This is a genomic window from Bacillus sp. FSL P2-0099, assembly GCF_038007445.1.
Lineage (GTDB): Bacteria > Bacillota > Bacilli > Bacillales > Bacillaceae_G > Bacillus_A > Bacillus_A mycoides.
Window position 1 is genome coordinate 90,001 of record NZ_JBBOXE010000001.1, and the last position, 20,399, is coordinate 110,399.

19 protein-coding genes, 2 rRNA genes and 1 other annotated feature (1 of these 22 running past the window's edge) are annotated in these 20,399 nt (G+C 39.1%); all 21 genes read left to right on the forward strand.

Features of this window, described 5'->3' with window-relative positions:
* Window positions 1-2,555, forward strand: a 23S ribosomal RNA gene (locus MKY90_RS00495) (it extends 367 nt beyond the left edge of the window).
* 49 nt (window positions 2,556-2,604) lie between these two features.
* A 5S ribosomal RNA gene (gene rrf / locus MKY90_RS00500) occupies window positions 2,605-2,720 on the forward strand.
* Between the two features lie 213 nt (window positions 2,721-2,933).
* Window positions 2,934-3,395 (forward strand): transcriptional regulator CtsR, encoded by a 462-nt coding sequence (ctsR, locus tag MKY90_RS00505; protein ID WP_002029353.1) that lies wholly within the window; start codon window positions 2,934-2,936, stop codon window positions 3,393-3,395.
* Between the two features lie 169 nt (window positions 3,396-3,564).
* Window positions 3,565-4,113 carry a UvrB/UvrC motif-containing protein gene (locus MKY90_RS00510; RefSeq protein WP_063218468.1) on the forward strand — a complete coding sequence of 183 codons (549 nt, stop codon included), beginning with the start codon at window positions 3,565-3,567 and terminating at the stop codon, window positions 4,111-4,113.
* A 7-nt stretch (window positions 4,114-4,120) separates the two neighbouring features.
* On the forward strand, window positions 4,121-5,185 hold the full coding sequence (locus MKY90_RS00515) for a protein arginine kinase (protein ID WP_002169332.1): 1,065 nt from the start codon (window positions 4,121-4,123) through the stop codon (window positions 5,183-5,185).
* Between the two features lie 22 nt (window positions 5,186-5,207).
* Window positions 5,208-7,643, forward strand: a complete 2,436-nt coding sequence (clpC, locus tag MKY90_RS00520; protein ID WP_002063405.1) for an ATP-dependent protease ATP-binding subunit ClpC — start codon at window positions 5,208-5,210, stop codon at window positions 7,641-7,643.
* A gap of 94 nt (window positions 7,644-7,737) precedes the next feature.
* Window positions 7,738-9,114, forward strand: coding sequence for a DNA repair protein RadA (gene radA, locus MKY90_RS00525; RefSeq protein ID WP_002009817.1), 1,377 nt, complete (start codon window positions 7,738-7,740; stop codon window positions 9,112-9,114).
* 3 nt (window positions 9,115-9,117) lie between these two features.
* Window positions 9,118-10,191, forward strand: coding sequence for a DNA integrity scanning diadenylate cyclase DisA (disA, locus tag MKY90_RS00530; RefSeq protein ID WP_000392162.1), 1,074 nt, complete (start codon window positions 9,118-9,120; stop codon window positions 10,189-10,191).
* A gap of 160 nt (window positions 10,192-10,351) precedes the next feature.
* Entirely contained in the window at window positions 10,352-11,455 is a 1,104-nt protein-coding gene (locus MKY90_RS00535; RefSeq protein WP_002063406.1) for a PIN/TRAM domain-containing protein, read from the forward strand.
* A gap of 16 nt (window positions 11,456-11,471) precedes the next feature.
* Window positions 11,472-12,152 (forward strand): 2-C-methyl-D-erythritol 4-phosphate cytidylyltransferase, encoded by a 681-nt coding sequence (gene ispD, locus MKY90_RS00540; protein ID WP_063218467.1) that lies wholly within the window; start codon window positions 11,472-11,474, stop codon window positions 12,150-12,152.
* 113 nt (window positions 12,153-12,265) lie between these two features.
* Complete coding sequence (gene ispF, locus MKY90_RS00545) at window positions 12,266-12,742, forward strand: 2-C-methyl-D-erythritol 2,4-cyclodiphosphate synthase (protein ID WP_000488386.1); 477 nt, start codon at window positions 12,266-12,268, stop codon at window positions 12,740-12,742.
* 89 nt (window positions 12,743-12,831) lie between these two features.
* Entirely contained in the window at window positions 12,832-14,289 is a 1,458-nt protein-coding gene (gene gltX, locus MKY90_RS00550; RefSeq protein WP_341090082.1) for a glutamate--tRNA ligase, read from the forward strand.
* 47 nt (window positions 14,290-14,336) lie between these two features.
* Window positions 14,337-14,582 (forward strand) — a binding site (T-box leader).
* A gap of 137 nt (window positions 14,583-14,719) precedes the next feature.
* On the forward strand, window positions 14,720-15,385 hold the full coding sequence (cysE, locus tag MKY90_RS00555; protein ID WP_002091498.1) for a serine O-acetyltransferase: 666 nt from the start codon (window positions 14,720-14,722) through the stop codon (window positions 15,383-15,385).
* Window positions 15,366-16,763, forward strand: coding sequence for a cysteine--tRNA ligase (gene cysS, locus MKY90_RS00560; protein ID WP_002091500.1), 1,398 nt, complete (start codon window positions 15,366-15,368; stop codon window positions 16,761-16,763). Before cysE ends, cysS begins: the two co-directional genes overlap by 20 nt.
* A 2-nt stretch (window positions 16,764-16,765) precedes the next feature.
* Window positions 16,766-17,173: a Mini-ribonuclease 3 gene (locus MKY90_RS00565; protein ID WP_002009804.1), complete on the forward strand. Its 408-nt coding sequence runs from the start codon at window positions 16,766-16,768 to the stop codon at window positions 17,171-17,173.
* Window positions 17,170-17,913 carry a 23S rRNA (guanosine(2251)-2'-O)-methyltransferase RlmB gene (gene rlmB / locus MKY90_RS00570; RefSeq protein WP_002091503.1) on the forward strand — a complete coding sequence of 248 codons (744 nt, stop codon included), beginning with the start codon at window positions 17,170-17,172 and terminating at the stop codon, window positions 17,911-17,913. Before MKY90_RS00565 ends, rlmB begins: the two co-directional genes overlap by 4 nt.
* A gap of 3 nt (window positions 17,914-17,916) precedes the next feature.
* A complete protein-coding gene (locus tag MKY90_RS00575) occupies window positions 17,917-18,429 on the forward strand; it encodes an NYN domain-containing protein (RefSeq protein WP_063218466.1) in 513 nt (170 codons plus the stop codon).
* 67 nt (window positions 18,430-18,496) lie between these two features.
* Window positions 18,497-19,156, forward strand: a complete 660-nt coding sequence (locus tag MKY90_RS00580; RefSeq protein ID WP_002009799.1) for an RNA polymerase sporulation sigma factor SigH — start codon at window positions 18,497-18,499, stop codon at window positions 19,154-19,156.
* 128 nt (window positions 19,157-19,284) lie between these two features.
* Window positions 19,285-19,431 (forward strand): 50S ribosomal protein L33, encoded by a 147-nt coding sequence (rpmG, locus tag MKY90_RS00585; protein ID WP_012260172.1) that lies wholly within the window; start codon window positions 19,285-19,287, stop codon window positions 19,429-19,431.
* Between the two features lie 32 nt (window positions 19,432-19,463).
* A complete protein-coding gene (secE, locus tag MKY90_RS00590; RefSeq protein ID WP_002009797.1) occupies window positions 19,464-19,643 on the forward strand; it encodes a preprotein translocase subunit SecE in 180 nt (59 codons plus the stop codon).
* Between the two features lie 131 nt (window positions 19,644-19,774).
* Window positions 19,775-20,308 carry a transcription termination/antitermination protein NusG gene (gene nusG, locus MKY90_RS00595; RefSeq protein ID WP_002009795.1) on the forward strand — a complete coding sequence of 178 codons (534 nt, stop codon included), beginning with the start codon at window positions 19,775-19,777 and terminating at the stop codon, window positions 20,306-20,308.
* The last annotated feature ends 91 nt before the right edge of the window (window positions 20,309-20,399 follow it).

A 20,399-nucleotide genomic window follows, 5' to 3' on the forward strand; every position in this document is an offset into this window, starting at 1 on the left:
AGGGTAATAACCCCGTAGTCGAAACTTCGTTCTCTCTTGAATGTATCCTGAGTACGGCGGAACACGTGAAATTCCGTCGGAATCTGGGAGGACCATCTCCCAAGGCTAAATACTCCCTAGTGATCGATAGTGAACCAGTACCGTGAGGGAAAGGTGAAAAGCACCCCGGAAGGGGAGTGAAAGAGATCCTGAAACCGTGTGCCTACAAATAGTCAGAGCCCGTTAATGGGTGATGGCGTGCCTTTTGTAGAATGAACCGGCGAGTTACGATCCCGTGCGAGGTTAAGCTGAAGAGGCGGAGCCGCAGCGAAAGCGAGTCTGAATAGGGCGTTTAGTACGTGGTCGTAGACCCGAAACCAGGTGATCTACCCATGTCCAGGGTGAAGTTCAGGTAACACTGAATGGAGGCCCGAACCCACGCACGTTGAAAAGTGCGGGGATGAGGTGTGGGTAGCGGAGAAATTCCAATCGAACCTGGAGATAGCTGGTTCTCCCCGAAATAGCTTTAGGGCTAGCCTTAAGTGTAAGAGTCTTGGAGGTAGAGCACTGATTGAACTAGGGGTCCTCATCGGATTACCGAATTCAGTCAAACTCCGAATGCCAATGACTTATCCTTAGGAGTCAGACTGCGAGTGATAAGATCCGTAGTCAAGAGGGAAACAGCCCAGATCGCCAGCTAAGGTCCCAAAGTGTGTATTAAGTGGAAAAGGATGTGGAGTTGCTTAGACAACTAGGATGTTGGCTCAGAAGCAGCCACCATTTAAAGAGTGCGTAATAGCTCACTAGTCGAGTGACTCTGCGCCGAAAATGTACCGGGGCTAAATACACCACCGAAGCTGCGAATTGATACCAATGGTATCAGTGGTAGGGGAGCGTTCTAAGTGCAGTGAAGTCAGACCGGAAGGACTGGTGGAGCGCTTAGAAGTGAGAATGCCGGTATGAGTAGCGAAAGACGGGTGAGAATCCCGTCCACCGAATGCCTAAGGTTTCCTGAGGAAGGCTCGTCCGCTCAGGGTTAGTCAGGACCTAAGCCGAGGCCGACAGGCGTAGGCGATGGACAACAGGTTGATATTCCTGTACCACCTCTTTATCGTTTGAGCAATGGAGGGACGCAGAAGGATAGAAGAAGCGTGCGATTGGTTGTGCACGTCCAAGCAGTTAGGCTGATAAGTAGGCAAATCCGCTTATCGTGAAGGCTGAGCTGTGATGGGGAAGCTCCTTATGGAGCGAAGTCTTTGATTCCCCGCTGCCAAGAAAAGCTTCTAGCGAGATAAAAGGTGCCTGTACCGCAAACCGACACAGGTAGGCGAGGAGAGAATCCTAAGGTGTGCGAGAGAACTCTGGTTAAGGAACTCGGCAAAATGACCCCGTAACTTCGGGAGAAGGGGTGCTTTCTTAACGGAAAGCCGCAGTGAATAGGCCCAAGCGACTGTTTAGCAAAAACACAGGTCTCTGCGAAGCCGTAAGGCGAAGTATAGGGGCTGACACCTGCCCGGTGCTGGAAGGTTAAGGAGAGGGGTTAGCGTAAGCGAAGCTCTGAACTGAAGCCCCAGTAAACGGCGGCCGTAACTATAACGGTCCTAAGGTAGCGAAATTCCTTGTCGGGTAAGTTCCGACCCGCACGAAAGGTGTAACGATTTGGGCACTGTCTCAACCAGAGACTCGGTGAAATTATAGTACCTGTGAAGATGCAGGTTACCCGCGACAGGACGGAAAGACCCCGTGGAGCTTTACTGTAGCCTGATATTGAATTTTGGTACAGTTTGTACAGGATAGGCGGGAGCCATTGAAACCGGAGCGCTAGCTTCGGTGGAGGCGCTGGTGGGATACCGCCCTGACTGTATTGAAATTCTAACCTACGGGTCTTATCGACCCGGGAGACAGTGTCAGGTGGGCAGTTTGACTGGGGCGGTCGCCTCCTAAAGTGTAACGGAGGCGCCCAAAGGTTCCCTCAGAATGGTTGGAAATCATTCGTAGAGTGCAAAGGCATAAGGGAGCTTGACTGCGAGACCTACAAGTCGAGCAGGGACGAAAGTCGGGCTTAGTGATCCGGTGGTTCCGCATGGAAGGGCCATCGCTCAACGGATAAAAGCTACCCCGGGGATAACAGGCTTATCTCCCCCAAGAGTCCACATCGACGGGGAGGTTTGGCACCTCGATGTCGGCTCATCGCATCCTGGGGCTGTAGTCGGTCCCAAGGGTTGGGCTGTTCGCCCATTAAAGCGGTACGCGAGCTGGGTTCAGAACGTCGTGAGACAGTTCGGTCCCTATCCGTCGTGGGCGCAGGAAATTTGAGAGGAGCTGTCCTTAGTACGAGAGGACCGGGATGGACGCACCGCTGGTGTACCAGTTGTTCTGCCAAGGGCATAGCTGGGTAGCTATGTGCGGAAGGGATAAGTGCTGAAAGCATCTAAGCATGAAGCCCCCCTCAAGATGAGATTTCCCATAGCGTAAGCTAGTAAGATCCCTGAAAGATGATCAGGTTGATAGGTTCGAGGTGGAAGCATGGTGACATGTGGAGCTGACGAATACTAATAGATCGAGGACTTAACCATATAATATGAAGCAATGTTATCTAGTTTTGAAGGAATATACCTTCATCAGTTTGGTGATGATGGCAGAGAGGTCACACCCGTTCCCATACCGAACACGGAAGTTAAGCTCTCTAGCGCCGATGGTAGTTGGGACCTTGTCCCTGTGAGAGTAGGACGTCGCCAAGCAAAATAAAAACACAAGTCTTTTGACTTGTGTTTTTTCGTGTTTTTTTTTACAATTTATAGTAATTTAAAAAATCTTTACTTAAAGAATCGTCCTTTTGATTAAAGACAGGGAAATGTGGCTAGGATAGTGAATAAGCAAAAGAGTTGCAAATTTTTTTAATACGTATATAATTAAAGTCAAAGATAGTCAAAGTCAATAAAGGTGGCGGATAAATGAGAAATATATCTGATATCATTGAGAAATATCTAAAGCAAGTTATTGACTTAAGCAATAATAATGCGATTGAAATCAAGAGGAATGAGGTCGCTGATCGATTCGATTGTGTGCCGTCTCAAATCAACTATGTAATCAATACCCGTTTTACGTTAGAAAGAGGATTCGTAGTAGAAAGTAAACGAGGTGGAGGAGGTTACATTCGCATTATAAAAGTCAAACTGCATGATGATATAGACATTATTGATCAAATGCTTCATATGATTGATCATAGCGTTGCACAAGGAAATGCAGAAAGCATGATTATACGTTTAATAGAAGAGGGTATTATAACAAATCGTGAAGCTAAACTTATGTTAAGCGTACTAGATCGTTCTGTATTATTAATGGATGTTCCTTCTCGAGATGAACTTAGGGCTCGAATATTATGCGCAATGTTAAGAACACTGAAATATAAATAAATATAACTTTTGTTAAGAATGATAGCTAAGATAATGCAGTTTAATATTGTAGGGATTTTGAAAGATGACATGTGCTTTTACTAAATGGATTAAGGAAAGAGAACAATCTAGTAATGTATGAAAAGTATCATGAGATAGATCGTTCCTGTTGTAAAGGTGGGGGATAGCGATGACTTGTCAAAACTGTAATATAAGACCAGCAACTTTACATTATACAAAAGTAATCAACGGAAAAAAGGCGGAAGTTCATCTTTGCGAGCAATGTGCAGAACAAAGTGGCTATACGTCTTTCTTTCAATCACCGCAGTCTAATTTTTCATTCCATGACCTATTAGCCGGATTATTGCATAGTGAACCGGCAATGTTTGAAGAAGGGCAAGATGCATTTTCAAATACAAATATATCAAGATGTCCGAATTGTAAGATGACATATGAACAATTTACAAAAGTGGGACGCTTTGGATGTACTTCTTGTTACGATACATTTAAGGGGCACTTAAAACCATTGTTAAAACGTCTTCACGGTGGGCATACGGATCATTGTGGAAAAATTCCTGAACGTATAGAAGGAAATATCTACTTAAAGAAAGAATTAGATGAACTAAAACTAAATCTGAAACAATATGTACAGAAAGAGGAATTTGAGAAAGCGGCTGAAGTACGAGATAAAATTCGAGGTCTTGTAAATCAGCTTAGTGAGCATAGAGAGGGGGAATAATAGTTCTATGTCACTGGACAGAATCATGAATGAAGCGATTAGTCCATGGATGAAGGGAGATGGCCCTGATTCTGATATTGTTTTAAGTAGTCGAATTCGTTTGGCTCGTAATTTTAAAAAATATCAATTCTCTACTATGCAAAACGAGGAAGAAGCTAAGCAGATTCATGAGTTATTTAAGAAGAAGTTTATAAAAAAACCTGTAGAACCTTTTGGGGAGTTTGAACTATTAAAAATGAATGAATTAAATCCTCTTCAAAGGAGAGTTTTAGTTGAGAAGCATTTAATTAGTCCAAATCTTGCAGGAACAGAATACGGAGCATGCCTACTATCAGAAAGTGAACATATAAGTATCATGCTTAATGAAGAGGATCATGTTAGGATTCAGTGCCTATTTTCAGGTTTACAGTTATCAGAGGCGCTTCAAAGTGCCAATCAAATAGATAATTGGATCGAGGAGCAGGTTGAATATGCTTTTGATGAATCGCTTGGATATATTACGAGTTGCCCCACTAACGTCGGTACAGGATTAAGGGCTTCGGTAATGATTCATTTGCCGGGACTGGTTTTAACGAAAAGAATTAACCGTATTATACAAGTAATTCAAAAATTAGGGTTAGTAGTAAGAGGAATATACGGTGAAGGTAGCGAAGCGTTAGGTAATATATTTCAAGTGTCAAATCAAATGACACTAGGGAAATCAGAAGAAGATATTATTGCAGATTTAAAGAGTGTCATTCAACAAATCATCCATCAAGAAAAAACAGCTAGAGAATTAATTGTACAAAATTCAAGCATTGAGCTTGAAGATAAAGTATATCGTTCTTACGGAATACTAGCTAACAGTCGTTTAATTCAATCTGCAGAAGCAGCCACTTGCTTATCAGATGTACGGCTTGGTATTGACTTAGGATATATACAAGGTATATCGAGAAATATTTTAACTGAGTTAATGGTTCTTACTCAGCCAGGCATTTTGCAACAATATGCAGGAGGACCTTTAGGACCAGAAGAAAGAGATTATCGAAGAGCAACCTTAATCCGTGAGCGATTACGAATTGAACAAAATTAAGCGCAAGTAGGAGGCGATTTCTATGATGTTTGGAAGATTTACAGAACGAGCACAGAAAGTATTAGCTTTATCTCAAGAGGAAGCAATTCGCATTGGGCATAATAATATTGGAACAGAACATATTTTACTTGGGCTTGTACGCGAAGGTGAAGGAATTGCAGCAAAAGCGTTAATTGCTCTTGGATTAAGTCCAGAGAAAGTTCAAAAAGAGGTAGAAGCATTAATTGGACGTGGAACGGAAGCTTCTCAAACAGTACATTACACACCTCGTGCTAAAAAAGTTATTGAGTTGTCTATGGACGAAGCTCGTAAGCTAGGCCATTCCTACGTTGGAACAGAACATATTTTACTTGGTTTAATCCGTGAAGGTGAAGGTGTAGCAGCACGCGTTTTAAATAATTTAGGTGTAAGCCTAAATAAAGCAAGACAACAAGTGTTACAACTCCTTGGAAGTAATGAAGCTAGTTCAGGTCACCAGGGTGGTTCATCAACAAATGCGAATACACCTACACTTGACAGTCTAGCACGTGATTTAACAGTTGTTGCACGTGAAAATCGTTTAGATCCTGTTATTGGACGTAGTAAAGAAATTCAACGTGTAATTGAAGTGTTAAGCCGTAGAACAAAAAACAATCCAGTATTAATTGGAGAACCTGGTGTAGGTAAGACAGCAATTGCGGAAGGATTAGCACAGCAAATTGTAAATAATGAAGTTCCTGAAACTTTAAGAGATAAGCGTGTTATGACATTAGATATGGGTACAGTTGTTGCTGGAACAAAATATCGTGGTGAATTTGAGGATCGTTTAAAGAAAGTGATGGATGAGATTCGCCAAGCTGGTAACATCATTCTATTTATTGATGAGCTTCATACGTTAATTGGTGCAGGCGGGGCGGAAGGTGCAATTGATGCATCGAATATTTTAAAACCATCTTTAGCACGTGGTGAATTACAATGTATTGGTGCAACAACTTTAGACGAATATCGTAAATATATTGAAAAGGATGCGGCATTAGAAAGACGTTTCCAACCAATTCATGTTGATGAACCAAACTTAGAAGAATCAGTTCAAATTTTAAAAGGTTTACGTGACCGTTATGAGGCGCATCACCGCGTATCTATTACAGATGATGCAATCGATGCGGCTGTAAAACTTTCAGATCGTTACATTACAGACCGTTTTTTACCTGATAAAGCAATCGATTTAATTGATGAGGCTGCATCAAAAGTGCGCTTACGTTCTTATACAACACCGCCAAACTTAAAAGAGCTTGAAGTGAAGCTTGAGGAAATTAGAAAAGAAAAAGATGCAGCTGTACAAAGCCAAGAATTTGAAAAAGCTGCTTCCTTACGTGATATGGAACAACGTTTACGTGAAAAGTTAGAAGATACAAAGCGTCAGTGGAAAGAGAAACAAGGACAAGAAAACTCAGAAGTAACAGTAGAAGATATTGCAAATGTCGTTTCCACATGGACACGTATTCCAGTTTCTAAACTTGCACAAACAGAAACAGATAAATTATTAAACTTGGAATCAATTTTACATGATCGTTTAATTGGGCAGGATGAAGCAGTTGTAGCTGTGGCAAAAGCTGTTCGTCGTGCGAGAGCGGGATTAAAAGATCCGAAACGTCCAATTGGCTCATTTATTTTCCTAGGACCTACTGGTGTAGGTAAAACAGAACTAGCAAGGGCATTAGCAGAATCTATGTTCGGTGATGAGGATGCAATGATCCGCATCGATATGTCTGAGTACATGGAAAAGCATTCTACTTCTCGTTTAGTTGGATCTCCTCCAGGATATGTTGGATATGAAGAAGGTGGACAATTAACAGAGAAAGTTCGTCGTAAGCCATATTCAGTTGTCTTATTAGATGAAGTAGAGAAAGCTCATCCTGATGTGTTTAATATTTTACTACAAGTATTAGAAGATGGCCGTTTAACAGATTCTAAAGGACGTACAGTTGATTTCCGTAATACAATTGTTATTATGACGTCTAATGTGGGTGCAGACGCATTAAAACGTAATAAACATCTTGGATTTAACGTACAAGATGAGAGCCGCGATTATTCAGATATGAAAGGTAAAGTAATGGATGAATTGAAAAAAGCATTTCGTCCAGAATTCTTAAACCGTATTGATGAAATTATCGTGTTCCATATGCTTGAGAAAAAACATATTCAAGAAATTGTAACTCTTATGGTGAATCAGTTAGTGAATCGCTTAAAAGAACAAGAGATTGAATTGCACTTAACAGAAGGAGCAATTTCAGCAATTGCTGATAAAGGATTTGATCGAGAGTACGGTGCTCGTCCGCTTCGTAGAGCGATTCAAAAACATGTAGAAGATAGACTATCAGAAGAACTGTTAAAAGGTGCTATTGAGAAAGGACAAAAAGTTATCTTTGATATAGAAGGAGAATCATTTGTCATTCATAGTGCGGAAAAGGTAAAATAAGTATAGACAAACAAAGAGGGCTACGCGATAGCCCTCTTTCTTGTACGAGAAGGATAAACGTTTGTAGATGAAAGTGAAGTGAACTATAAAAGATATGGCTAAAAAGAAAACAAAATTTACATGTCAAGAATGTGGTTATCAGTCGCCAAAATATATGGGGAAATGTCCTGGATGTGGTCAATGGAATACGCTTGTTGAAGAGATGGAACCAGTTGTATCATCAAGACGCCTTAATTATGCCAATGCAATTCAATCAGAAGTAACAAAACCAAGACGCTTAACAGAGGTAGAAACAAAGTCTGAGGCGCGTATTGAAACGAAATTTCAAGAGTTTAACCGTGTACTTGGTGGCGGGATTGTAGATGGATCTTTAGTACTTATTGGTGGAGACCCTGGGATTGGGAAATCAACATTGTTATTACAAATTTCATCGCAATTAGCAGATTCTTCATATGATGTACTATACATATCAGGTGAGGAGTCAGCAAAGCAGATCAAACTGCGTGCAGATCGTTTGCATGTAAAGGGTAGTAATCTATTTGTTGTAGCAGAGACTGATTTACAGAGAATTGCAGCGCACATTGAAGAGATGAATCCAGCTTTTGTTGTTATTGACTCCATTCAGACGATACATTTACCTGAAGTGACGTCAGCCCCAGGGAGTGTAACACAAGTACGTGAATGTACAGCGGAATTAATGAAACTTGCAAAGACGAAAGGGATTCCTATTTTTATCGTCGGACATGTGACAAAAGAAGGTGCAATTGCAGGACCACGTATGCTAGAACATATGGTTGATGCAGTTCTTTACTTTGAAGGAGATCGTCACCATACATATCGTATTTTGCGAGCTGTGAAGAACCGTTTTGGTTCCACAAATGAAATGGGTATCTTTGAAATGAAGGAACTAGGTCTTGCAGAAGTACTAAATCCTTCTGAAATTTTCCTTGAGGAACGTCCAGTTGGAGTTGCAGGATCCACAGTGGTTGCTTCCATGGAAGGAACAAGACCGGTTTTAGTAGAAATACAAGCATTAATCTCCCCTACTAGTTTTGGAAATCCTCGAAGAATGGCGACGGGAATTGATCATAACCGCGTTTCACTTATTATGGCAGTGCTAGAAAAAAGAACAGGTTTATTGTTACAAAATCAAGACGCATATTTAAAAGTTGCGGGTGGCTTGAAATTAGATGAACCAGCAATCGATTTAGCTGTCGCCTTAAGTATTGCTTCAAGCTTCAGAGATAAAGCTACTGCACCAGCCGATGCGGTAATAGGAGAAGTAGGCCTAACTGGAGAAATAAGAAGAGTATCAAGAATTGAACAACGTGTACAAGAAGCAGCGAAATTAGGATTTCAACGTGCTATTATTCCTAGAAAAAATTTGGGAGGATGGACAATTCCAGATGGGATTGAGGTAGTAGGTGTTTCTAATTTAGGAGAAGCGCTTCGTTTGACATTAGGAGGCTAGGCTATGGAGGAAAACAAGCAACGTGTCAAAAGTATGATTAATATTCTACAGCTTGTTGCCCCAGGAACACCACTACGCGAAGGGATAGATAACGTACTTCGTGCGCAAACTGGAGGGCTAATTGTTCTTGGGTATAATGAGCAGATTAAAAGTATTGTTGATGGAGGGTTTCACATTAATTGTGCATTCTCACCGGCTAGTTTATATGAATTAGCAAAAATGGATGGGGCACTTATTTTAAATGAAACTGGGAGCAAAATTTTAATTGCAAATGCACAATTAGTTCCAGATCCATCCATTGATTCTATTGAAACAGGTATGCGTCACCGAACGGCAGAGCGTGTAGCAAAGCAGACGGCTAGCCTTGTTGTGGCTATTTCACAAAGACGTAACGTAATTACACTATATCAAGGGAACTTACGTTATACACTAAAAGATATAGGTGTAATTTTAACAAAGGCAAACCAAGCTATTCAAACGTTAGAAAAATATAAAGCTGTATGGAATGATGGGATTACGAATTTGGGCATTCTAGAATTTGAAGAGGTCGTTACAATGTCCGAGGTAGTCCACGTTTTACATAGTGTTGAAATGGTACTGCGTATTAAAAATGAAATAGTGAGCTACATTCATGAGTTAGGAACGGAAGGAAGGTTAATTCGTTTACAACTTACAGAATTACTAGCCGACTTAGAAGCAGAGGCAGCGTTATTAATTAAGGATTATTATCAAGAAAAAACGCAGGATCACCATCAAATTTTGAAAAAGTTACAAGATCTTGCAAATACACAGCTTTTAGAGGATAGCGATTTAGTTAAATTGCTCGGCTATCCAGGGCAAATGAGCTTAGAAGAAAGCGTGACACCGAGGGGATATCGAATCGCAAGCAAAATTTCTCGTGTTCCACCACTTATCATTGAAAATTTAATTAATCGATTTAAAACATTGCAAGGTGTTTGTCGTGCAACTATTAATGAATTGGATGATGTGGAAGGAATTGGGGAAGTTAGGGCGAAGAAAATACGAGAGGGCCTAAAAAGAATTCAAGAGCATCTCTATATGAGTAGACACAATTAAGAATATTACATTGATTCCATAATATAACGACACTAGAACATTTTTGTTATATGATATGGTATATTGGTAAATAAAACTATTTACAAAAAAACACGTCCGCTTTTGCATTCGGCGTTTTGATTAGCAAAACAATGGTTAATAATGAGTAGGAGGTGGTTGGATGTTAAAAAGGATCGTACAGCTCTTCTTTTTAGTGATCGGGGGAGCGTTAGGGATTTTTCTAATCCCAAAAGTTATTAATGTATTGGACGTTGGTGCTGTTCCTTTGCTTGAGGGATCGTACGTTCGTGCAATTATTGGTGCAATTATTTTATTTTTAACAACATTTTGGCTTGTGGATTATATTGTTCAACTTATTAAACATATCGAAGAAGCCCTTGTAAAGGCACCGGTAGCGGATGTTTTATTTGGTACATTAGGGTTGATCTCTGGTCTTATTGTTGCATATTTAATTTTGATACCAATTCGTGAATTCACGATTCCAGTCATTAGTACAGTATTACAAGTGTTCTTTACTCTTTTACTTGGTTATTTAGGATTCCAAGTAGGATTTAAAAAGAGAAATGAATTGCTAGGATTATTTACATTACCCCAGCGTGGAGGTAAGAAGAAAAACAATAGCGAGAACGAAGAGGTAGAGGTAGAAAAATCTACAACTCATTGGAAAATTCTCGATACAAGTGTAATTATTGATGGACGTATTGCGGATATTTGCCAAACGAAGTTTTTAGAAGGAACAATTGTGATTCCACAATTCGTATTAGAAGAGCTTCAGCATATTGCCGATTCTTCTGATGCTTTAAAGCGTAATCGTGGTCGCAGAGGATTAGATATTTTAAATCGTATTCAAAAAGAGCTACCAATTCCGGTGGAAATTTATGAAGGCGATTTTGAGGATATCCAAGAGGTGGATAGCAAGCTTGTAAAGTTAGCTAAAATCACTGGTGGAACTGTTGTAACAAATGATTTCAACTTAAACAAAGTTTCTGAATTACAAGGAGTAACAGTATTAAACATTAACGATTTAGCAAATGCAATTAAACCAGTCGTACTCCCTGGCGAAGAATTAAGTGTTTATGTTGTGAAAGATGGTAAAGAACAAAATCAAGGTGTGGCATATTTAGATGATGGCACGATGATTGTAGTAGAAGACGGTAGAGAATATGTCGGTTCGCAACTTAATGTACTAGTTACAAGTGTGTTGCAAACATCGGCTGGTCGTATGATTTTCGCAAAACGTAAATTATTAGAAAAAGCATTATAAGTAGAGGATTATTAATATGTATACGTTAATTATTCCAGCAGCGGGTCAAGGGAAACGGATGGGTGCTGGCAAAAACAAGTTGTTCTTACTTATAAATGGAGTACCTATCATTGTGCATACATTACGTGCTTTTGAAAAAGATAAAGCATGTAAACGTATTATCATGGCAATTAACGAAGAGGAACGCCCTTATTTTGAGGAGTTAATGCAGAAGTACCCGGTTGAAAAGCAGGTGCAATTTATTCAAGGCGGGGCCGAAAGACAAGATAGTGTGTATAATGCGCTTCAGTATGTGATTGGTGTTGAATATGTTCTCGTACACGATGGTGCGCGCCCGTTCGTAACGAATAAGATGATGCAAGATGTATTAACTGCAGCAGAGAAATATGGTGCTTCCATTTGTGCGGTGCCAGTGAAGGATACCATTAAGAAAGTAGAACAGGGTGTTGTTGTTGAAACGGTAGAACGTTCTCAGCTTAAAGCGGTTCAAACACCGCAAGGATTTTCTGTTCCTCTTTTATTAGAAGCTCATAGAAGTGCAAAGCAAAGTTGTTTTCTTGGTACAGATGACGCAAGTCTCGTAGAACGTGTAGGGAAGAAAGTAGGCGTAGTAGAGGGGAGTTACTATAATATTAAAGTAACGACTCCAGAGGATTTACTAATTGCTGAAAGTTTCCTTCATGTTCAGAAGAAATAGAAGTGATGGTATTATAGTAAAGAAAAGCTCGGCAGTTGCCGGGCTTTTCTTTATAGAGATAGCAATATAATATAGAATTCATAAAGTAGTTTAGATTGAGGAGGATGTAAAGAATGTTTCGAATTGGACAAGGTTTTGATGTACATGAATTTGCGGAAGGTAGACCGTTAATTATCGGTGGAATTACAATTCCTCATGAAAAAGGATTAATCGGTCACTCGGATGCAGATGTATTGTTACATACGATTGCTGACGCATGTCTAGGAGCAATTGCAGCAGGAGATATTGGAAAACATTTTCCCGATACAGATCCTGCCTTTAAAGATGCGGATTCAGCTGTATTGTTACAAAAGGTTTGGGAATTTGTGCGTGAACAAGGTTATGAGCTAGGGAACCTAGATTGTACAATTATTGCCCAAAAGCCAAAAATGGCACCGCATATTGAAAGCATGCGTAAACGCATTAGTGAACTATTAGAAACGTCTATTGATAATATTAATGTAAAGGCAACAACAACAGAAAAATTAGGATTTACAGGTAGAGAAGAAGGGATTGCTTCTCAAGCGGTTGTTTTATTACAGAAAAAATAGTGGTTTTTAATTCGTAAGATGGATAATCACGTTTTTTTGGTGTACAATTATAGAATGTGTTGACATTAAGATTGGAAGGTGTACCAACTATGGAAAAGCAAGTGAGAGTGCGCTATGCGCCAAGTCCAACAGGACACTTACATATCGGAAATGCGCGTACGGCATTATTTAATTATTTATTTGCTCGTCATCAAGATGGTAAGTTTATTATTCGTATTGAAGATACTGATGTGAAACGTAATGTTGCTGGTGGAGAAGAAAGCCAATTAAAATACTTGAAATGGCTCGGTATGGACTGGGATGAAGGTGTTGATGTTGATGGTGAATTTGGACCATATCGTCAAACAGAGCGTTTAGATATTTATAAAAAATTATATAAAGATTTATTAGAGCGTGATTTAGCTTACAAATGTTATATGACAGAAGAAGAGCTAGAAGCAGAGCGTGAAGGTCAAATCGCTCGTGGTGAAACACCGCGTTATGCAGGAAACCACCGTGATTTAACTGAGGAGCAAATTAAAGGATTTGAGGCTGAAGGCCGTATTCCAAGTATTCGCTTCCGTGTGCCGGCTGATAGCGACTACACGTTTAAAGATCTCGTAAAAGATGAAGTTGCATTCCATTCAAATGATTTTGGTGATTTCGTTATCGTGAAAAAAGATGGAATTCCAACTTATAACTTTGCGGTAGCGGTAGATGATCACTTAATGGAGATTACACACGTACTTCGTGGTGATGATCATATTTCAAACACGCCAAAACAAATGATGATTTATGAAGCTTTCGGTTGGGATATCCCGAAGTTCGGTCATATGACTTTAATTGTAAACGAAAGCCGTAAAAAGCTAAGTAAGCGTGACGAATCTATTATTCAATTTATTGAGCAATATAAAGAGCTTGGATATCTTCCAGAAGCAATTTTTAACTTTATTGCATTACTAGGTTGGTCACCAGTAGGTGAAGAAGAAGTCTTCTCTCAAGATGAGTTTATCAAAATGTTTGATGCAGCTCGTTTATCAAAATCACCTGCATTATTTGATTCCCAAAAACTAAAATGGATGAACAACCAATATATGAAAAAACAAGATTTAGATACGGTTGTTGAACTAAGCTTACCGCATTTAGTGAAGGCGGGTCGCGTAGGTGAAAACTTAAGCGAACAAGAACAAGCGTGGGTTCGTGATGTAATTGCTTTATATCATGACCAAATGAGCTTTGGAGCTGAAATTGTAGAGCTTTCTGAAATGTTCTTTAAAGATCATGTTGATCATGAAGAAGAGGGACAAGAAGTATTGAAAGGTGAACAAGTACCTGAAGTACTTCGTGCATTTGCCGATCAATTAGAAGCTTTAGAAGCAATGGAGCCAGCGGCAGTTAAGGCGGCTATTAAAGCAGTTCAAAAAGAAACAGGACATAAAGGTAAAAACCTATTTATGCCAATCCGTGTTGCTACTACTGGACAAACACATGGTCCAGAGCTTCCTAACGCTATTGCTCTTCTTGGAAAAGAAAAAGTTTTAAATCGTATTCAAAAAGTAATTGGTTAACATTTTCTAGGTTTAGCAATATAATAAGTATATCTAAAATCTAATAAGGAAAAGCGACGAGAAGGAGAAGTAAAAAATCAGGCTTTTTACAGAGAGAACCACCCTTAGGCTGGAAGTGGTTTATAAGCGGATTTTTGAAATGCCCCTTCGAGTCTTCTGTTGAACAGCGAAGTATTTCGCGGAACGTCTTAGGGCGCAAAGTAAACAGAAGCGGTGTAAACCGTTATCATGGATGAGTTTGAGGCTTCTTTAGCCTAAACAGAGTGGAACCGCGCTTAAAAGGCGTCTCTGTCTATATGACAGAGGCGTCTTTTTTTTATACCATGTAAATGGTGTGAGTATAAGTTTTATCCCCTTGTATAAAGATTTAGGGGGAAGTGGGGAGTTAGTTCACTCGAAAAAAGCAGCCCATAAAGGGGAGGGAACATCGATGTTTAAGAGGCTTCGGGAAGATATTGAAGTCGTTTTTGAACAGGATCCAGCGGCAAGAAGTTATTTCGAAGTCATTTTAACTTACTCTGGATTACATGCAGTTTGGGCCCATCGAATTGCACATGCTTTTTATAAAAGGAATTTTTTCTTTATGGCACGTTGGATTTCGCAAGTTAGCCGTTTTTTTACTGGCATTGAGATTCATCCAGGAGCAACTATTGGTCGTCGTTTTTTCATTGATCATGGAATGGGGGTTGTAATTGGAGAAACGTGTGAAATTGGCGAAAACGTAACAATTTATCAAGGTGTCACATTAGGTGGTACAGGTAAAGAAAAAGGAAAGAGGCACCCTACAATTCAGGATAATGTATTAATTGCAACAGGTGCTAAAGTACTAGGTTCTATTACTATTGGAGAGAATTCTAAAATTGGAGCAGGATCTGTCGTGTTAAAGGAAGTTCCTGCGCATTCTACAGTTGTAGGTATACCTGGCCGAGTCGTTATTCAAAATGGAGTAAAGATTGGTCAAGAATTAAATCATTCTGATCTTCCGGATCCGATTTTTGATAAATTAAAGGTTATGGAAGTAGAACTTGATAAATTGAGAAAGCAACTTGAAGTAAAGGTAGGAAGGAAGGATAAAAATGACTATTCACATTTATAATACGTTAACGCGTCAAAAAGAAGAGTTTATGCCATTAGAAGAAAATAAGGTAAAGATGTATGTGTGCGGACCTACAGTGTATAACTACATTCACATTGGGAATGCAAGACCACCTATGGTGTTTGATACAGTACGCCGTTACTTAGAATATAAAGGATATGATGTGCAGTATGTATCTAACTTTACTGACGTGGATGATAAATTAATTAAGGCGGCAAACGAATTAGGTGAAGATGTGCCAACAATTGCAGATCGTTTTGTTGAAGCTTACTTTGAAGATGTAACGGCACTAGGTTGCAAACATGCAACGGTTCATCCACGTGTAACGGAAAATATGGATATCATTATTGAATTTATTCAAGAACTTGTGAATAAAGGGTATGCATATGAATCAGAAGGTGATGTGTACTTTAAAACGAAAGAATTCGAAGGTTACGGTAAATTATCACATCAACCGATTGCAGACTTACGTCACGGTGCACGTATTGAAGTAGGAGAAAAGAAACAAGACCCTCTTGATTTTGCTTTATGGAAAGCTGCGAAAGAAGGAGAAATCTTCTGGGAAAGCCCTTGGGGGAAAGGACGCCCAGGGTGGCATATTGAATGCTCAGCAATGGCGCGTAAATATTTAGGGGATACAATTGATATTCATGCTGGTGGTCAAGATTTAGCATTTCCTCATCATGAAAATGAAATTGCGCAGTCTGAGGCGTTGACTGGAAAAACATTTGCGCGTTATTGGATGCATAACGGATATATTAATATTAATAACGAGAAGATGTCTAAGTCGCTTGGAAACTTCATTTTAGTTCACGATATCATTAAACAATATGATCCACAGTTAATCAGGTTCTTTATGCTATCGGTACATTACCGTCACCCAATTAACTTTAGCGAGGATTTATTGCAAAGTACTAATAATGGACTAGAAAGAATTAAAACAGCTTACGGTAACTTAAAGCATCGTATGGAAAGTAGTACGGATTTAACGGACCATAATGAAAAATGGTTAGCTGAAATGGAAAAGTTCCAGGTTGCATTCGAAGAAGCGATGGATGATGATTTCAATACGGCTAATGCGATTACTGAATTATATAACGTAGCAAATCACGCAAATCAATATTTGTTAGAAGAACATACTTCTAAAGTTGTAATTGAAGCGTATGTAAAACAACTTGAAACATTATTTAGTATTTTAGGATTAGAATTAGCACAAGAAGAGTTGCTTGATGAAGAAATTGAAGCACTAATCCAAAAGCGTATTGAAGCTCGTCAAAATCGTGACTTCGCACTATCTGATCAAATTCGCGATGATTTAAAAGGACGTAATATTATTTTAGAAGATACCGCTCAAGGTACAAGATGGAAAAGAGGATAAGAATGATTGATGCAAAGCAATTGAACAGCTTAGCTTTAGCATATATGGGTGATGCGGTATATGAGCAATATATCCGCTATCACCTCCTTCAAAAGGGGACAGTTCGCCCTAATCAATTACATCGCTTAGGGACGGGCTTTGTTTCGGCAAAAGCACAGGCGAAAGTTGTTTATCATTTATTAGAAACGGCATTTTTGACAGAAGAGGAAGAGGCGGTATTAAGAAGAGGGCGTAATGCGAATTCGGGTACTGTTCCAAAAAATACAGATGTACAAACATATCGACATAGTACAGCCTTTGAAGCGCTAATCGGTTATCATCACTTGTTGAATAATCGTGAAAGATTGGACGAGATTGTATATAAGGCGATTGACGTTTTGGAAGAAAAGGAAGGGAGCACATCATCATGAGTAGTGAATATATTATCGGACGTAACCCTGTAATTGAAGCTTTAAGAGCGGGGAGAGATATTAATAAAATTTTGGTAGCGGAAGGTGCTGCCAAAGGACAAGTGCAAATTGTACTAGCATTAGCAAAAGAGAATAAGGTTATTTTGCAACACGCACCAAAGAAAAAATTAGATCAATTGGTTGAGGGTAATCATCAAGGTGTAATTGCTCAAGTAGCTGCATATCAATATGCTGAGTTAGAGGATTTGTTTAAATTAGCAGAAAAACGCAATGAAGATCCGTTCTTCTTAATTTTAGATGAAATTGAAGACCCGCATAACTTAGGCTCTATTATGCGTACTGCGGATGCAACAGGGGCTCATGGGGTTATTATTCCAAAAAGAAGAGCGGTGGGGCTTACAGCGTCAGTTGCGAAAGCGTCGACTGGGGCAATTGAATATATTCCTGTTGCACGTGTAACAAATTTATCGCGTACAATTGATGAATTAAAAGAACGTGGACTTTGGATTGCTGGTACAGATGCCAAAGGGAAAACAGATTACCGTAATTTAGATGGTAATATGCCAATCGGACTAGTAATTGGTAGTGAAGGAAAAGGTATGAGTCGTATTATTGGTGAAAAGTGTGATTTCCTAATTACTTTACCGATGGTCGGTAAAGTTACATCCTTAAATGCTTCAGTAGCCGCAAGTTTGTTAATGTATGAGGTATATCGTAAACGTCACGAAATTGGTAAATAAAAAATGAACGATATTTTAATCGTTGACGGTTACAACATTATCGGGGCTTGGGGAGACTTGAAGAAACTGCGGGATGTAGATTTACAGTCATCAAGAGACGCACTTATTGATAAGATGGCGAATTATCAAGGGTATACAGGCACAAAGGTAATGATTGTCTTTGATGCCTATACAGTCTATGGTATTGAAAAAAAGATGAAACAATCACGGGTGGAAGTAATATTCACGAGAAAAAATCAAACTGCAGATGAAAAGATAGAACAACTTGCGATTGAGCTTAGAAATATAAATACACAAATATACGTTGCAACTTCGGATTATACGGAGCAGTGGATTATATTTGCGCAAGGTGCACTTCGAAAATCTGCGCGTGAATTAGAGTTAGAAGTGCAAGCGATGGAACAACAAGTAAGAAGGTGTACAAAAGACACGAAAGAAAAGCAACCCGCCATGCGAAAGATATTTAGTGAAGATATTACAGAAAAATTAGAAAAATTAAGAAGAGGAGAGCGTTGAAGCATTGACGCTCTTTATCTTTTTACTGTATAATATTGCTAAATATATAGCGGTCGGAGGGATCAGGGTGGAAGCAGGCTTCGTAAGTGTAGGCGACGTTACATTTCGTGATTTAGAGGATGAGGCAATCGTTGAGTTAGTTCGAAAAGGTAATACTGACGCTCTAGAATATTTAATTCACAAATATAAGAACTTTGTTCGCGCGAAATCAAGATCTTATTTCTTAGTGGGTGCCGATCGAGAAGATATTGTTCAAGAAGGCATGATTGGATTGTTTAAAGCTATTCGTGATTATAAAGGGGACAAGCTGTCTTCGTTCAAAGCATTTGCTGAACTGTGTATCACTCGACAAATTATTACCGCTATTAAAACAGCAACAAGGCAAAAACATATTCCGTTAAATTCGTATGTGTCTTTAGATAAGCCAATTTACGATGAGGAATCTGATCGAACATTATTAGATGTTATTTCGGAATCGAAAGTAACTGATCCAGAAGAGATGATTATAAGTCAGGAAGAATATACAGACATAGAATCTAAAATATCTGAATTATTAAGCGATTTAGAAAGAAAAGTGCTCTCTTTATACTTAGATGGTCGTTCCTATCAAGAAATTTCAGAACAGTTAAACAGGCACGTGAAATCTATTGATAACGCATTGCAGCGTGTAAAAAGGAAATTAGAAAGATATATGGAGATGAGAGAGAGCACAACTTTAAATTCATAGCAAGTGACGCAGGTGTAAAATAATTCACCTGTTTTCTTTTTGTTAAGAGAGTGAAAGTCATGACATTGACATTGTCTTTTGTTGTATGATACATTTTTAGGGACAATGTTACAAGGTTGGTGTAACTAATGAGGAAAAAAGTTGTACTCTCATGTGAAGAGTGTAAAAATCGAAACTACTCTACGATGAAAGATACGAGCTCAGTAGAGCGACTTGAGATAAAGAAGTTTTGTAAAACATGCAATAAGCATACAGTTCACAAAGAAACAAAATAAATAATTGAAATAATAAACTGGAGGTCCCGTAGATGCGTTTAACGAACTTTTTCGGCGATGTAGGTCGCGAAATGAAAAAAGTAAGTTGGCCTAAAAAAGATGAATTACTCCGATCAACAACGACTGTTATCGCGACAGTTGTGTTCTTTGCGATTTTCTTCGCAGTGGTTGATATGGGCATTTCTTCTTTAATTCGGTTAATTCTTGGTTAATTCTTGAATAAGAAGCACTTATCCATGATATAATGTTATTTATAAGAACTGTGTAAAAGCCCGGTGAACGGGTTTTTTCATTTGCGCAAAAAAATGTACGTCAGGGAGGGAAGGACGCTCGTCCTAAATGAATGGAAAAAAGTTGGTATGTTGTCCATACTTATTCTGGATATGAAAATAAAGTAAAAGCAAACCTAGAGAAACGTGTAGAATCAATGGGTATGCAAGATAAAATTTTCCGTGTTGTTGTCCCGGAAGAAGTAGAAGTAGAAATGAAAAATGGTAAAGAAAAAATAACGAAAAGAAAAGTGTTCCCAGGTTACGTATTAGTAGAACTAATCATGACTGATGATTCTTGGTATGTTGTTCGTAATACGCCAGGTGTAACAGGCTTTGTCGGTTCTTCTGGTTCAGGATCTAAACCATCGCCTCTATTAGAAGAGGAAGTTGTTACCATCATGAAGCATATGGGAATGGACAATGAAGTGGTTGATTTCGAATTTGAACTTCATGAAACAGTGCGTGTAAATGAGGGGCCATTCGCGGATTATACAGGTGCGATTGAAGAAATTGATGTGGAAAAGAAAAAAGTTAGCGTGCTTGTAGACATGTTCGGTCGCGAGACTCCGGTTGAACTTGATTTCCATCAAATTGAAAAATTATAAAATGAAACTTGAAATGAATTGTAAAAAGTGATAATATCTTTTAAGTCAGTACGTCTTCGGTAACGGAGACGTTTTTTGAAAAAGATTTTAT